At 62.1% G+C, this 15,852-nt stretch carries 11 protein-coding genes; 2 read left to right on the top strand and 9 right to left on the bottom strand.

What is annotated here, in order from left to right:
* Positions 1-173: 173 nt before the first annotated feature.
* Positions 174-1,481 (bottom strand): HlyD family type I secretion periplasmic adaptor subunit, encoded by a 1,308-nt coding sequence (locus J4721_RS19370; protein WP_083714849.1) that lies wholly within the window; start codon positions 1,479-1,481, stop codon positions 174-176.
* Positions 1,478-3,334, bottom strand: a complete 1,857-nt coding sequence (locus J4721_RS19365) for a type I secretion system permease/ATPase (RefSeq protein WP_014889408.1) — start codon at positions 3,332-3,334, stop codon at positions 1,478-1,480. The genes J4721_RS19370 and J4721_RS19365 overlap by 4 nt, the downstream gene beginning before the upstream one ends.
* Positions 3,335-3,832: 498 nt before the next feature.
* Here J4721_RS19365 and J4721_RS19360 point away from each other — a divergent pair, with 498 nt between their 5' ends.
* A complete protein-coding gene (locus J4721_RS19360) occupies positions 3,833-4,609 on the top strand; it encodes a sulfotransferase family 2 domain-containing protein (protein WP_102856205.1) in 777 nt (258 codons plus the stop codon).
* Positions 4,610-5,541: 932 nt separating this feature from the next.
* A complete protein-coding gene (locus tag J4721_RS19355) occupies positions 5,542-7,083 on the top strand; it encodes a calcium-binding protein (RefSeq protein WP_211003381.1) in 1,542 nt (513 codons plus the stop codon).
* Between the two features lie 192 nt (positions 7,084-7,275).
* Here the strand turns inward: J4721_RS19355 and J4721_RS19350 are convergent, their stop codons facing one another.
* The 7 genes from J4721_RS19350 to J4721_RS19320 form a co-directional block, all read right to left on the bottom strand.
* Positions 7,276-8,295, bottom strand: coding sequence for a hypothetical protein (locus tag J4721_RS19350; RefSeq protein WP_211003382.1), 1,020 nt, complete (start codon positions 8,293-8,295; stop codon positions 7,276-7,278).
* Positions 8,292-9,956 carry a glycosyltransferase family 4 protein gene (locus J4721_RS19345; RefSeq protein ID WP_211003383.1) on the bottom strand — a complete coding sequence of 555 codons (1,665 nt, stop codon included), beginning with the start codon at positions 9,954-9,956 and terminating at the stop codon, positions 8,292-8,294. The genes J4721_RS19350 and J4721_RS19345 overlap by 4 nt, the downstream gene beginning before the upstream one ends.
* Positions 9,957-10,033: 77 nt before the next feature.
* Positions 10,034-10,951: a glycosyltransferase family 2 protein gene (locus tag J4721_RS19340; protein WP_014889414.1), complete on the bottom strand. Its 918-nt coding sequence runs from the start codon at positions 10,949-10,951 to the stop codon at positions 10,034-10,036.
* A complete protein-coding gene (locus J4721_RS19335) occupies positions 10,948-12,246 on the bottom strand; it encodes a hypothetical protein (protein WP_244915718.1) in 1,299 nt (432 codons plus the stop codon). Before J4721_RS19335 ends, J4721_RS19340 begins: the two co-directional genes overlap by 4 nt.
* Before the next feature lie 108 nt (positions 12,247-12,354).
* Positions 12,355-13,518, bottom strand: a complete 1,164-nt coding sequence (gene glf, locus J4721_RS19330; RefSeq protein WP_371816099.1) for a UDP-galactopyranose mutase — start codon at positions 13,516-13,518, stop codon at positions 12,355-12,357.
* A gap of 148 nt (positions 13,519-13,666) precedes the next feature.
* Positions 13,667-14,323, bottom strand: a complete 657-nt coding sequence (locus J4721_RS19325; protein ID WP_014876631.1) for an ABC transporter ATP-binding protein — start codon at positions 14,321-14,323, stop codon at positions 13,667-13,669.
* A gap of 17 nt (positions 14,324-14,340) precedes the next feature.
* Entirely contained in the window at positions 14,341-15,771 is a 1,431-nt protein-coding gene (locus J4721_RS19320) for a sugar transporter (protein WP_211003384.1), read from the bottom strand.
* Positions 15,772-15,852: the final 81 nt, after the last annotated feature.

Here is a 15,852-nt window from a genome sequence, read left to right as displayed (position 1 = left end):
TCTGCTATCCTTAAAGCTCATGCGATCGGCCGCGTCCTGATATGTTGGCGCGGGGTCGCGTCAGTCTAAAACATGTTGCGGCGGAGTGGCAGCCGATTTTCCACCCGCATCTCCCCCCGGCATCCCCCTCTGTCCGGATCGGCAGAAGGGGCGCGAGAGCCGGGCAGACTGGCTCAGCTCTCTCGGAAGGCGCGGTTGAGATAATCGGTGAACGGCTGCAACAGATAGGCAAAGGGCGTGCGGCTGTTGGTCTGGATGAAGGTCTCCACCGGCATCCCCGGCACCAGCACATTGCCCTCGGGCAGGCGGGCCACCTCGCCTTTGTCCAGCCGCACCTCCACCACGTAGTAGCTGCGCCCGGTCTGCGGATCGATAAAGGAATCGGCCGAGACCGTGCTCACCGAGCCAAACAGCGTCGGCGTGGTGCGCTGGTTGAAGCTGGAGAAATTCAGGCTGACCTTCTGATTGAGATAGACCTGATCAATATCCGACGGCGCCACCTGCGCCGAGATCACCAGAGGCTGGCTCTGCGGGATCAGATACATCAGCGGATCCGCCGCCCGGATCACCGATTTGCGGGCAAAGACATTGAGGTCATAAACCACCCCCGCCATCGGCGCGCGCACGTCCAGCCGGGACAGCCGCTGCAGGATCACATTGCGCCGTTCGATCAGCTCCAGCTCACGCACCTGCAGGTCGCGCAGGGTGGTGATCGCCTCTTCGCGCCGTGCGCTTTTCTGGTTGAGGATCTCCAGACCCAATTCGGTGACCTGCCCTTCGGCCTGGGCCTTCTGGGCGGTCAGCGCCCCGGCCTGCCCGCGCAGCCGCGACTGTTCGCGCTGCAGCGACAGCACCCGGCTGGACTGCGCCAGCCCCTGTGACAGCAGGCTCTGCTGGTTTTCCAGCTCCTGGCCGATCAGCACCAGTTGCTCCTGCAGGGCCGATTGCTGGGCCTCGATCCCGTCGATCTGGCTCTGGATCTGGCCGATACGTTCCTGCAGGCGGCTGATGCGGGCACGCAGATTGACCAGACGCGCCTCAAACAGGCGTTTCTGCCCGTTGATCAGCTCTTCGGTCTGCACATGGGTGCCGCTCAGCTCGAATAACAGCTCGGCAAAAGTGACCTCCTCGGCCTCATCCCGTTCCGCGCTGTAGCGGCTGCGCCGGGCCAGGGTTTCGGCCAGCTGGCCTTCGACAATCTGCCGTTCGGCCAGCAGCTCCGACGGCTCCAGCCGCAGCAGCAGCGCGTCTTCCTCAACCAGATCGCCCTCGCTCACCAGCACCTCATCGACAACACCGCCGTAGGGGTGCTGCACCACCTGGCGGTTCTGTTCCACCTTGATCGACCCGGATGCAATCACCGCGCCGGAGATTTCTGCCGTGGCGGCCCATTGGCCAAGACCGCCCACCAGCAGACCCATCGCCAGCAGCCCGGCGATGGTCAGCCCACGGATCGGGTAGGATTTGGATGTATCACTCATGATTTTGCCTCTGCCTGTTTCGGAGCGGCCTGTTTCGGGGCTGGCTGTTTCTGGGTTGGCGTGGATGGTGCCGATGTAGATGGGGCGGCAGCCTGCTGCTGGGCCTGTTTTTTCTGCACCACCTGCGGGTTCTGCAAATGCTCCCCCAGCACCGCGTCCCTGGGGCCAAAGGCGCGCTGGGTGCCGTTGTCCAGAATCAGGATCAGGTCACAGAGCTGAATCGCCGCCGGGCGATGCGCCATGATGATCACCGCCCGCCCGTCCTTCTTGGCGTGAGAGACCGCCAGGTTCAGCGCCTGACTGCCCTCATTGTCCAGATTTGAATTCGGCTCATCCAGCACCAGCAACACCGGATCGCCATAAAGCGCGCGCGCCAGCCCGATGCGCTGCACCTGCCCGCCCGACAGCCGGTTGCTGGCCACCCGCACCGGCGTGTCATAGCCCTGCGGCAATTGCAGGATCATGTCATGCACCGCCGCCTTGCGCGCCGCCGCCACCACCTGATCGGGATCCGGCATCATCGACAGGCGGGCAATATTTTCGGCAATGGTGCCGTCAAACAGCGTCACCTGCTGCGGCAGGTAGCCGATATAGCTGCCCAGATCATCCATGTCATATTGATTAAGCGCCGCCCCATCGAGCCGGATCTTGCCCGACACCGGATGCCAGACACCAATCAGGGCCCGCGCCAGCGAGGATTTCCCGGCCCCGGAGGCGCCGATAACCCCCAGCGCCTGACCGGGCTGGATGCTGAAATTCAGCCCCTGCAGCGCAGGCTTGGCCACCTGCCCCGGGGCCACCGGCGGCACCAGAGCCACGCCCTGCACCTCCAGCTTGGCCGCCGGGCGCGCCAGTTTCATCGGCGCCGGGCGTTCCGGGGTTTCGGTCAGCATCTGCGCCAGACGTTCCTGCGCCTGCATGGCCCGCTGCACCAGCGCCCATTGGCCGATCAGCGTCTCGATCGGGGCCAGCGCCCGCCCCATGATGATCGACGAGGCAATCATCACCCCGGGCGTCAGCCCTTCGGTCAGCACCAGATAGGCGCCAGTGCCCAGCATCGCCGATTGCAGCGCCAGCCGGAAGGTGCGGGTGGCCGTGCTGAAACCGCCGGTCATATCCGCCGCACTCAGCTCAGACCCCACCGCCTGGCTGCGCAGCATCCGCCATTTGGCAAAGGCCGCACGGCGCATCCCCAGCCCCTGGATCAGCTCCGCATTATTGCGCATCCCGTCGGAAACCTGATGCGCCGAGGCCGCCATCATGCTGGCGTTTTCCACCGCAGCCTTGGAAATCATCTGATTGGCCAGCGCAAAGACCACCAGCACCGCACCCCCGATCAGCGCCAAAAGCCCCAACAGCGGATGAAATACCGCAATCAGTCCCAGAAACAGCGGCGTCCAGGGCAGGTCGAAAAACGCCGAAACGATGGGCGAGGACAGCGCCTTCTGCATCGCTTCCAGATCCCGCAGCCCCACTTTGGCGATGTCATCATTAAACCCCGCCGCCGATTTGTCCTGCACCGCGTTGAACACCCGGGTCTCCAGCTGGTCATGGAACCGCGCCCCGACCCGCGCCAGAATCCGCCCCCGCACATAGTCCAGCACCCCCATGATCAGGAACAGGAACCCCGCCAACACCGTCAACGCCACCAGCGTCTCAAGCGAGCGGCTGCCCAGCACCCGGTCATAGACCTGCATCATATAGAGCGGGCTGGTCAGCATCAGCAGATTGGCAAAGAAGCTGAACACGCCAATCAGCCAGAAGGCGCCGCGATTGCCCTTGCGGGCCTTGCGGATCTCACCCAGCCCGGGCTTATGCGCCGATCCTGAATGCTGTGCAGAGGTGCGTGCCATGACATATTGCCTTTGTCGGGGTCACCCGGACGGGCAACCAAAAGTAAGAGAACCGAGAGACCGGCCACCCGCAACAGAGATCTGGACAGGGTGGACCGGGGTCAGGGGCGGATATGCCCGGACAGGCCCGGATGCACAATGGCTCCCTGCGGCACCGACGTCCGGACATCTTTGATAGGGTCAAAAGCACAGCCATCCGAGGCTTGTCAAACAGCTCCCTCCGCCCCCGGAACAATAGCCGACAGGCGCGGCGGCACCGCATCACCCGCCAGCCTCAGAACCAGACCCAAATCCAGCCCCAAATCCAGGCTCAGACCTGGGCCCCGCATCTGCCGCCGTCATCGGCAGGCCCTCGCCTCTCCATCGGCGGGCACCCCCGCCACAGACCCCCGTAAACCCCGCGGTTCCGCCCCGCTCAGATTGACATCCAGCCCCCCCTTCGCTAAGGCCCGACAGCGCATTCGGCACCTGCCGACCAAACTGGAGCAAGCCCTTATCATGTCACAGGTTTCCTCTCAGACCTCCGGCAGCAGAACCGTTGCCGAGACCGCGTTCGAGGCCCGGTTTTCCCCCCGGCTGGTAGCGGCAGAGACCTATCACGATCCCAATGACGTGATCCTGTTTATGCATATTCCCAAGACCGCAGGCATGTCGGTGGGCAAGGCGCTGCAGGCGGCTTTTGACATCTTTCACCCGGTTTCCTGGGAAAACACCAACCAGTCCTTCCGCAACAAGACGCGCAAGGCGCTTTACCGGCGCAGCGATGAGGCCACCCCCTGCCGTCAGGTGCTGATGGGGCATTTCGCCTGGTCTGACGTGATGTATTGGCGCCATCAGGAGCTGCCGCTGAAATGTGCCACCATTATCCGCGACCCGCTGGACCGCTTTGTCTCCAACTACCGCTACAACACCTCCGACAAACACCCCCAGCATGAGGCCTTCGCCGCGCGCTATCCGACGCTGGAATCCTATGCCCACGTGCTGCCGCTGGACTATCAGCTGTCGCTGATGACCGGGGCCTTCTACTCCTTTGATCACGCGCTGGAGAAGCTGAACCGCTACTACAGCTTTATTGGCGTGACCGAACATCTGGGCGCCTCCCTGCAGCATTTCCGCCGCAGCCATGGGCTGGCGGAGCTGACGGAGCACCGCGAGAACACCGGCAGCAAGGCCAAAGCCGCCGAGGACATCCCCGATGCGGTGCGCAATATCGTCGGCGAGAAGAGCCGCAACGACGCCCGGCTGCATCAGCTGGTGAGCCGCTGCTACGGCTGATCGGCCGCCCCTATCCCCCTGCCCGGCCTTGATGACACGCACCTGAATTCACCGGCTGGATCACAGGCTGGATCACCGACTTGATCACAGGCTCCGGACCGCGCCGCGCCGGAGCCCCCCTGCCAGAGAATCCCTGCCGGAAATTCCAGCCCCCCGATTCCATGCCGATTCCACCCGCCTGCTGCGGGCGGGCACAGCCCTGCGCTCCGGGGCGAAGATTCTCCTGCCGCCCCCCTGCCCTTACGTCAGATTTGGCCGGTTTCAGCGGGATTTTCCCCGCCTCGGGGCGCTACCACCTTCATACATCGAAGGGGGTAGTGTGGAGAAAGTGAAATTCTGTACAGCCAACCACGCAGGGCAGCTCAAAAAAAGCAGATTAATTTAAATCAAACCCTTATTCTCGCGAATAGGAAGTGAAAGAAATCGCACCGCTCTTTTAAAACGTCGGGGCGGAATGTTGAAAAATGAAAACCCGCTTTGGCCAGGGTGGCAAAAACCACACACCTTCAGGGAGAGGGAATGGCACAGGTCAGGTATTCCCTACCCTTATAAGATGTATTAAGAAAGAGTTAACAAAATGCGCAACAGCTTCGCAAAACGTCAAGTTTGCCGGCGAAATTGCAGATGAATCCGCCATAGCTGGCGCAGGCCCGCCGCAACGCACCCCCAGTCGGGCAAGAAATTTGCAAAAAGACTCCGCCTTTTCAACCCCTAAAATGGGTAAATTAGCTGCAAGCCGCCAGTTTCCCACACGGGGGCAGCGTGGCGCGAAGGGCACGATTTCGACATCCCCGCAATTCCTGAAGCCTCCGGCGCAAGTTTCCTTGACAATAGATGCCCATCCAGAGAGACAGAGAGCGGTAAAACCTTTGCGGGCATAAGGCAGGCGCGTTTGTTCGCAGAAATCGACGAGCATTACTACGGAGTAGACAATGGCTAATATTACAATCACCGAAGCAACAGACTTCCTTGGTGCCGGCACAACTAGCGATGACGCAATTGTTGTTGAGCGCGCACTGGATGTCACTGCTGCTGGCGGTACAGACAGCTTCGACGGCAACGGCGGCACCGACACCCTGACACTGGAAGAGAACACTCTTGCCAGCTATCTGGGCGCAGACGGCGCTGTGACTTTTGACGCCGGCACCAACAACGGTGAATGGTCTCTGGATACAGACGACACAGACGCACTGCTGGTGGCAGTAACTGCAAACAACGGCGTTTCCTCCATCACCTTTGCTGACGGTGTAACTCTGGTTGGCGGCACTGCCGCTGCTGGCGTGATCGATCAGGCCGGTGTTACTGGCGATACCTTCGATCTGGATGATGTCGTCTCCTACGACTGGACCGGCACTGCCCTGTCCGGCGAGAGCGTGACCACTGGTGCAACAACCCGCACTATCGTCAGCGCTGACGGCGTAAACGTTGCTGCTGGTGGCGTTTTCGTGAACGCTGATGGCGCCTTCGAGGTTGATCAAACCGACGGCACTATTGAGTTCACCCCCTCCACCACTGCTCTGGCAGCATCGGGCGGCAACGTCGGTGACGTGGTTTCCTTCAGCTACGACATCGTTGTTGACATTGACGGCACCCAGTCCACGCACACCGTGACCTTCGACACCACGCTGGACTTCTCCGCTGGCAACGACACCTGGAATGCTGCTGATGACGCCGATGGCGACGCAGACGGCAGCGCAGACGGTGGCAACGACACCTACAATGGCGATGATCGCGCGAACGACATCACCGCAGGTGCCGGCAATGACACCATCAAAGGTGAAAACGAAAACGACACCATCGAAGGTGGCGCTGGCGACGACGTAATCCGTGGTGGCAACGGCGACGACGAGATCACCGTGTCTACAGCCTCTGCAGATGACAGCAACACCCTGGGTGGCGGCGCTGGCAACGACGACATCACCGGTGGTATCGGCGCTGACACCATCTTCGGCGGCAACGGCGACGACAGCAACCTCGACGGTGGCCTCGGCAATGACGTCATCAACGGCGGCAACGGCGACGATACCCTGGTTGGTGGCGCTGGCGACGATGAACTGCGTGGCGGTGACGGCGCAGACGATCTGTCCGGCGATGCAGGCGCGGACGAACTGCGTGGCGGTGCTGGCACAGACACCGTTGACGGCGGCGCTGGCGCAGACATGATCTACACCAGCCTCGGCGGCGACGAGCTGACCGGTGGTGCTGATGATGACGTGTTCGTTCTGAAAGCAGGCACAGGCAACACCACCATCACCGACTTCGGTGACAGCGGTGACAACGACAAACTGAACGTCTCCGAGCTGGGCTTTGGCGATCTGAACGACGTTCTGGCGGTTGCTTACGAAATCGACACAGATCCGACCACCAACCCTGGCGGTGAATCGGTTGTCATCGCAATCGATGCAGACACCACTGTTACCTTGACTGGTGTTGCTATCGGCGATCTGACCGCAGCGGACTTCGACTTCGCCTAATTGGCGCGGTCACATGTCTTCGGAAAGGCCCCGCTTTGCGGGGCCTTTTCTTTTGCGCAGATCCGGGTTGATCTCTGACCTGATCTCCCATGACCGGCCCCGCGCCCGCATAAAAAATCCCCCCGCAATCTCTTGCAGGGGGATCAGATCACTGGTCAGCCCGGGTGGTCTGCGTCGTGGTCTGTGTGGTGATTAAAGCCGGTCATCCGGGTTCAGCGCATCCAGCGGCAGCTCCCGCGCGGCCATCTCCGCCCGCGCCCGCGATTCAAGCTCGGCCAGCACCTCTGGCGTCACCACCGCGTCGCCTTCCAGCCCCTCGCCATTGCCCACCTCCGGATAACGGCTCAGATCACAATCAAAGAACATCTCCGGCCCCTGCGGGTCATAGCGCGCCGCCAGCGCCCGGTTGATCGCCTCAAACCGCGCCAGAAACGCCGCCGCCTCTGCCCGCGCGGGCATCAGCCGGCCATCATCCGGCAGCTCCTGCACCGCCTCGGCAAAGCTTTGGCGCGGATAGCCGCGCTGGCGCAGCCACAGCCCCGCCAGCAACTGGCTGCGCGACCAGGCCGCGTTTTCCTGCGGCAGCTCCGGCGGCGGCGTCAGCCCCACCAAATGGTAGAAATCCAGCACCGTATCGCCGCCCACCAGATCGCTGCGCTGGAACCGGCGCACGGTGACATTCCCGGCCCCGAACACCTGCTCCCACCGCGCCAGTTTGGTGGCATAGTCGAAATAGCGCATCATATGCGGCTGGAACTCGGGCAGCCCCCGGATCTGCGCGCCGTAGAACTGATAGGCCGCCCGCCCCATCACCACCTGTTTGCGGTGCGACAGCGCCAGCGCATCCTGACGGCGCAGATAGGCCACCACGCTGATCTCGTCGAAATGCGCACGCAGCTGCTGGCGCAGCGCCTCCAGATCCGCGACATCCATCAGCCAGAACAGCATCTCGCTGGACAGGATACAGTCGCCATGGCCGCGATGATCGGCATCCGCCATGCGCCGCTCCAGAAACGGCCAGCGCAGTTCAGTGTGCAGTCCCGCGCCCATGCCATGGCAGCGCACCAGCGGGTTGAAATCCACCCGCGGCCTTGCGTGCAGATAGCTCCAGCCACCCAGAGTCTTGTCGCTCTGCCCCTGCCGCAGCGCGGTCTGCAACGAGGTCGATCCGGTCTTATGCGAGCCGATATGCAGCCACAGCCTGCGGGTCATGCCGGGGCCTTGCTCTTGGTCTTACGGCGCGTGGCAGCTTCTTTCGGGAGCGGTTGTTCCGCCGCAACCGCCGCCAGCGCATCACGATACAGCCGGTCCAGCACCTCGCGCGCCGAGGGGTCAGCCTGCAAGGCCTGCATCCGGGCGCGCTGGCCGGCCTCCACCGTCTCGGCAAAACCCTCCTCGCGCAACAGCCGCTGCACCACCGCGACGCTGTCGCGCACAGCCTGCAGCGGCGACCAGGCCACCAGGGTTTCCGGCGGGCAGATCTCAGCCTGCGCGCCCACGTCGGAGCAGATCGGCACGCAGCCAGCCTCGATCGCCTCATAGCAGACCAGCGCCAGCCCTTCGTTCGACGATGGCACCAGGAGGATATCGCTTTCGCCCAGGAGCGCCGGCACATCGGTGCCCGCGGGATGCAAATGCACCACATCCGCAAGCCGGTAGCGGGTCAAAAGATGTTCCACCGCCCCGCGATAGGGGCCCTCGCCCACCATATCAAAGCGGAAATCCACCCCGTTGCGTTTGCCCCAGGCCCGCAGCCGCCGGATGATCGACAGCGCCACCACCGGGCGTTTCTGATGCACCATCCGTCCGACAAAGGCGACGCGGCAGCGGGTCTGCCCGGCCTTGATCCGCACCGGTGCCACTTCTGCGCCGCGGCGGCTGTCATCCAGCAGACGCCCCAGCACCAGCTTGCTGCCATAGACCCGAAACCGCTCCTTGTAGAACCGCTCCAGATCGCCGCTGATCACATGGTGATGATCGATGTAATTGCTCCAGACACCGGAAATCCGCGGATAACCGCCATCGGCGTATTCCACGATATGAGTGCTGTCGAGGTTGACCACATGCGGATGGCGCAGCTTGATCGTGGGCAGCGCATCATAGAGCGGCACACAGTGATGGTTGTGGGTGAGGATGATGTTTTCCTGCGCAATCAACTGGCTGACAAAGGCACTGGTCTGGCTGCGCGGCAGGTAGCGATCGGTGCGGATCAGCTGCAGGCGCGGATCTTCCGGCAGCTTGGCCAGCAGCCGTTCGGGGCCTTCCTGCCCAACCATGACAAACACCCGCAACCCGGCGTCCAGCGCCCATTGGATGCTGTCGATGCCAAGGCTTTCGGCGCCGCCCACATCCAGCCAGTGCAACCCGATCAGGATCGCCGGATCCTTGCCGCCATGGCGGCCCTCAGGGGCCATCTTCTGGGTTTCAAAGATGCCACGCGAACAGGCCAGCCGGGAGAATTTATGCCGGGCGGGAAGTTTGCGCCAGCGCCGCGCCTCGATCTGATATTTCATCTGCTCTGCCAGAATCGGCGAGAGCGCATGAATGGCCCGGTATTTGCGTGGCCGCTTGTGCCAGGGCACGCCGCCAGAACTTTCCCGCACCGCCACCTGGCGCGGCGAGGGAATGGTAACAAACACCCGTTTGCCCGGCAGCGCCGGGGTCTCCTGCGGTCCGGTGCGCAGGTTGCCGATATAGGTCAGCGCCATCATCTCGGCGCCATAGGACATATCCTGCGGCTGCACCGCCGGGGTCGGCAGCTTGGCCTTTTCCCACCACATATGGGTCTCGACCGGGGTCTCGGGATAGAGCGTTTCATAGATGAAACGGATCTGGGTGATCTCCTGATCGATGTAGTCTCTGTCCTGGGACATGGGGGCTCCTGCCTCGTGGTCTGGCTGCCTGCCGGATTGTGTGACCTGTTGGAAACGGTCTTATATAGACGCCGGTGTCAGACGCCGGTGTCGGGATCGGGGCGGATGATCTGCGGGTTAAAGGAACAGCCCCGCCAGATCGCCTTATAGACCTCGCGGCGCAGTGATTTTTCCACATTGCCCTGGCGCATCTGTCGGCGCACCCCGCGGGCAAAGACAGCCACCCCGGCCCAGCCCTGTTCACGGCGGCGGAACGACGCCTCATTGCGCGCACCATAGCGGAATTTCCAGATATTGGCCTGGTTCACCAGCGAATAGTTCACGCCCTTGTTTTCCGGCACATCATGGACCACCACGCTGTTGGGGCAGTAGATGCCAGGATAAGATTTGGCGATACGCTGGGTGTATTCGGCGTCATCGTACCAGATGAAATATTCCTTGATCGGAAAGCCATGTTTCTGGATCGCCCAACGCGGCACCAGAACCGAGACAAAGGAACAGGAGCCGACCAGGAAATAGGGCGTCTCGGGGCTGTAGAACCGCGGCCAGTCCCAGACCGTTGAGGGCGTGTTCATCTCGCAGAGATCGCCATTGGTCCATTTCACCGCCGAACAGGCAAAAGACGGCCGCCAGGTGAACCGCGCCTCGAAATCCTTGATGCCGGTCAGCAGCAGCTCAATGGCATTGGGGTCGGGATAAGCATCATCATCGCTGAACCAGATGAAGTCATAGCCTTCCTCATAGGCCACCCGCGCGCCCTCGTAAAAGCCACCGGCGCCGCCGATGTTTTCCGGCAGGCGCACATGCTGAAACCGGGGGTCGTCCTTCTGCAGTTGGGTCAACCAGCTGCCGGTCTCATCGGTGGAGGCATTGTCGATCACAAAAACCCGTTCCGGCAGGCAGGTCTGTGCCTGCAGGGCGGCGATCACGCGCTTCAGCTTGTCCAGCCGGTTATAGGTCACAATGACCGCAGCAAGGGAGGAACGGATATTCATGGCTGATCCTTCTGTGGCGCAGCGCCTGCGGCGGCATCTGCGAGGACGCGCGCGGGCGGGGGCGTTTGGGCCGGCGTGTCAGATGTGGTTACGGCGCTCTGTGGGGCAGGTGTCGCTGCGGTCTCGGATCCGGCGGGCATCTCCGCCTCGGGCTCCAGCGGATCGCCGTTTTCATCCAGCCCCAGACGCGCATTCTTGTGCCGCTCAATATCCTTGATCCGGTGACTGTGGAAATAGGAGGGCCATTTGCCCTGCCGCTCCAGCATGCCTTCGATGATCTTGGCCATAACGGTCAGGTTGCGCAGATGTTCGGGGCTGAAAAACTGGCTGGGGTCCAGCGACGGGGCGCAGGGGGCCGATTGTTTTTCCATATCCCGCAGCGCGGTCTGCATCAGCGGCCGACCCTCAAAGAATGTGGCATCCATGACCTCGGCATCGCAGCGATAGGCGGCGGTGGCGGCCTCCGCCAGATCGCGCGCCATCACCAGTTTGCGCACCTTGGCCTCGCTGTCGCCGCGCGACCGGTCCAGCTGACGCGACAGCTCCCAGCCCAGCGTGTGACGCAGCCAGGGGTCCTGTTCCTGAAACTGGCCTTGCAGGAAATACATCAGCGCCAGCTCGCGCACGGTCATGGCCTGGTTTTCCGGCTCGAATTCCTCCACCGTGCAGGGCCGCCCGTCAAAGGCCACCTCGGCAAAATCATCCAGCACCGAGCCATTTTTCAGCTCTTTGCGGATCATCGGGCGCAGGGTGAACTCATCGCCGAACAGCTCCCGCCACTGGGCAAAGCGCGGCGCGTAATGGAAGCGGCCGTTTTGCAGGTTGTGGTCAAAGAACTCCTGCATGCTGCCCCGGTACCAGCCGATCTTGATCTGCTCGGCATAGCTCGACAGGATCCGCTGCGCATGAGGGCGCACATAGGCCACGATATGGATGCGATCGGCGCAGCCGCGAAAAAAGGTCTCGACCAGATCATGGAATTCCGGTGCCGGGATATTCTCAAACGCCTCGGCAGACAGCACCGCATAATCCGCATCCGAGGCCGCGATCTGGGCTGCCACCTCTGTCAGACCGTCGCGATCCTCCAGATGTTTGGGCAGGGGCGTGCCCTTGCGATAGCTGGTGATGAACCCGGTCAGGTAATTGTGGTTCATCTTGGCCGGGTAGAGCAGCTTGGCATCATGCAGCTGAATGCTCCCCACAGCCAGCGCATTCTGGATGGTGGTGGTCCCGGTCTTGTGGTCGCCGATGTGAATCACAAGCGTCTTGGGTCTGGCTCCGGTTTTGTCGCTCATCGGCTCCATCTCGTTACTTCATCAGCCTTATTTTCCGGCGCCCAAGCCCTACTCTAACATCCGGTACGGGTCCAGACCAAGCCGCCTGCAACAGCCCTCTCGATCCGCTCAGAGCGGCGCCACAAAGAAGGCCGGAACCGGCGCGCGGTTTTCCTGCGCCGCCAGAAACCCGCGTGCGGTGTCCAGCGCCTCGCGGATGGTCACATCCATATCGAGATAGCGATAGGTGCCCAGACGGCCGACAAAGGTGACGCCCTCGGCCTGTTCGGCCAGCGCCACATACTCCCCCAGCAGCGCTTTTTCCTCGACCTGGCGGATCGGGTAATAGGGGATATCCTCAGGCTCTGCGGCGCGGGAAAACTCGCGGTAGCAGACCGACCCCTCGTGGCTTTCCCAGGGGGCGAAATGCTTGTGTTCGGTGATGCGGGTGTAAGGCACGGCTTCCTCACCGTAGTTCATCACCGCGCAGCCCTGATAATCGCCCTGATGGGTGAAACGTTCGAAATCCAGCGTCCGGTAGCCAAGCCGCCCCAGCTGGTAGTTGAAATACCCGTCCAAAGGTCCGGAGTAGAACACATGGTCGTAATCCGCGGCCTGTGATTGGTCAAAAACAGTCTCTAACTTGACCGTTATGCCCGGATGATCGAGGATTTTTTCAATCATCGCGGTATAGCCGTTCTCCGGCATGCCCTGATATTTGTGGAAGAAGTAATTGTCGTCGTAGTTGAACCGCACCGGCAGCCGCTTCAGGATCGAGGCTGGCAGCGCACTGGGCGCCACGCCCCATTGCTTGATCGTGTAGCCTTTGAAAAACGCCTCATAAAGATCGCGGCCCACAAAGCGCAGCGCCTGTTCCTCAAAGGTCTGCGGATCGGTGATGGAGGTATCGGCCTGCTCTTCGGTGATGAAATCATGCGCCTCTTCGGGGCGCAGCGTCTTGCCGAAGAACTGATTGATGGTGTGCAGGTTCACCGGCAGCGAGAACACGCCACGCCGCCCTTCGGGGTCCAGGCTGGTGGTCTTCACCCGGTTTTTATAGGGCAGGAAGGTCTCAAACCCGTTCACATAGTCCCAGACCTCAGCGTCATCGGTGTGGAAAATATGCGGCCCATAGACATGCACCATGACGCCGGTCTCGGCGTCGCGCTCGGTATGGCAATTGCCGCCGATATGGTCGCGGCTGTCCAGCACCGTGATCTTGTGACCCGCTTCGGCCAGATGCCGCCCGATCACAGCGCCCGAAAGCCCTGCGCCCACCATCAGTATATTCACCCCGGCACCCCGTCCTGTTTGCGTCCCCTGCCCTTTTTGTCAAACAATCCAGAGGCATACAAGGATCGGTTTCAGCGCCGGCAAAGACCTGCATTTTCCTTTTATATCAGCTCGTTACGGAAAAAATTACCGGGCACATCAGCCCCTGTCAGACCGCCATCAGGCGGTGATGCTCGGCAATGGCCTCATCCAGATCGCTGAAATAGCGCAGCCGGCCATTGTCCAGAACCAGACCGGCATTGCAGAACTGGCGCAGCTGGCGCATCGAATGATTGACCAGAATGGCGCTGGAATGGCGCATCCGGTCGGTAAAGATATCGCGGCTTTTACGCTTGAAGGCGGCATCGCCCACCGCCGTCACCTCATCCACCAGATAGGTGTCGAACTTGATCCCCATAGACGCGCCAAAGGTCAGCCGCGCCCGCATCCCAGAGGAATAGCTGCGCATCGGCATATGGTAGAATTTGCCTAATTCGGCAAAATCTTCGACAAACCCCACCAGATCATCGGTATCCACGCCGTAAATCCGCGCAATGAAACGGACGTTTTCCGCGCCGCTCAGATCGCCGTGAAACGACGCTGCCAGCCCCACTGGCCAGGAAATCGACCCGTCGGAGATGATCTCGCCATGATCGGGGCGCATGGTGCCCGCCACCAGCTGCAGCAGGGTGGATTTGCCCGCGCCATTGCGCCCCAGAAGCGCCAGCGACCGTCCCGTCGGCAGCGTCAGGTTCAGATTGTCGATGACAATCCGCCGCTCCCCCTTGAGCCAGAAGCTCTTCGTCAGATTTTCAAACCGGATCACCGCCCTGCCCCCTCGCCCTAGCTGCGATCGCGGATCGAATAGTAGATCAGCGCCAGAATCGACCAGGTCAGCAGCAGGAACAGCCCGGCCAGGGCTGCCAGCACTGCGCGGCGGGGATATTCCGGCTCGGTGGCGCGGGTGGGGTTGATATAGGTCGCCAGATAGCGGCTCTGACGGGCGGCATCATCGCGCGCCACCTCCAGCGCCGTCAGCGCGGCACGATAGCTTTCCTCGGCATATTCGCGGTCCACCGTCAGCCGTTCGAATTCGGCAATCAGCGACGGGTAATCCTCTCCGACGCCGCCAGTGTCGGTGTTGTTGGAGGTAAAGGTCTGCCGTTCGATATTGATGCGGTCACGAATGACGTCGATATGCTGCTGCGCCTTGGTCAGCCGCGGATCCGCCGCGGTCACCGTGCCCCGCAGAAGGTCATATTGGATCAGCGCCTCGGCCAGTTGCTGCTGGAGATTGTTCATCACCCCCATGCGGCCCTGAATATCGGCCTCGGGATCCACGATCCGGGTGCGGGTGCGAAAACTGGTCAGCGACTGGCGGGCGTCCTTCAGCCGCTCCAGCGCCTCATCCAGATCGGCGCGGGCATAGCGCATCGCATCGGCGCGCGCCTGTTCATTCAGCGCATTGATGCGAGTCTGACTCTCGGCCACGATGGCCTTTGTGATGGCCTGCGCGGTCGCCGCATCAAAGGCCAGCGCCTGCACCTCAATCAGCCCCGAGCCGCTGTCAAAAGAGATCCCGACAATGCGCTGCCAGTACCAGGTCAGATCCTCCAGCGAGGCCTCCGGCCAGAGCGCAAAGACCCAGTCGCGCGGCCAGAGCGCACTGTAATGCCCCTGCAGGTCCACCGCCGCATCGACCGCAGCCACCATTTCCTGGCTCTGGATGAATTCATAGAGGATATCACTGTCCGAGGCGCTGCTGGTGCCTGCGAACTGCGCCAGCCCGCCAAGCAGATCATTGGCGCCGCTGCTTTCCTGGCTGCGCACGGTAAAGCCTGCGGTTGAGGCATATTGATCCTCGGCAAAGGTCCAGAGATAGATCATCACCGCCAGGAGCGGCGCCAGCACCAGCGCCACAAAGCTGATCACCAGCCCCCAGTGGCGTTTTTTCATGCTGGCAGGCCGTGCCAGCGGATAGGCCGGACGTTGCTCGGCCTCGGCGATGCGCGCCTCCAACTCGGCCACGGCGGCCTCGGCCTTGCGCGCCTTGCGGCGCACCCGCTTCAGCTGTTTGACAGGATCCGGCACCCGCTGGGCGGGGGCGGCGGCCTCTGCCGCATCCGGGGCGCTGTCCGATGCTGTGGCAGCAGGGGAGGCCGCGGGTGTACCGGTTGCTGTGCTTGCTGCGGTATCTGCCGCAGCCGCCTCCTCTGATGTCGCCTCATCTGAAGCGGGGCGTCCGGTCAGGGACGACGGGGGCGTCTGTGTCATGATCAACCTGTCCTGGCCCAAAAGCACCCTGCCCCAAGCCGTTTGTCATTGTCTTTTGTTTCTCTCATAATACCGCTCGCG

Source organism: Phaeobacter sp. HS011, from assembly GCF_018101215.1.
GTDB classification, from domain to species: Bacteria; Pseudomonadota; Alphaproteobacteria; order Rhodobacterales; family Rhodobacteraceae; genus Phaeobacter; species Phaeobacter inhibens.
The sequence above is the reverse complement of the archived record's forward strand: the minus strand, read 5'-3'. Positions and strand labels throughout refer to the sequence as shown.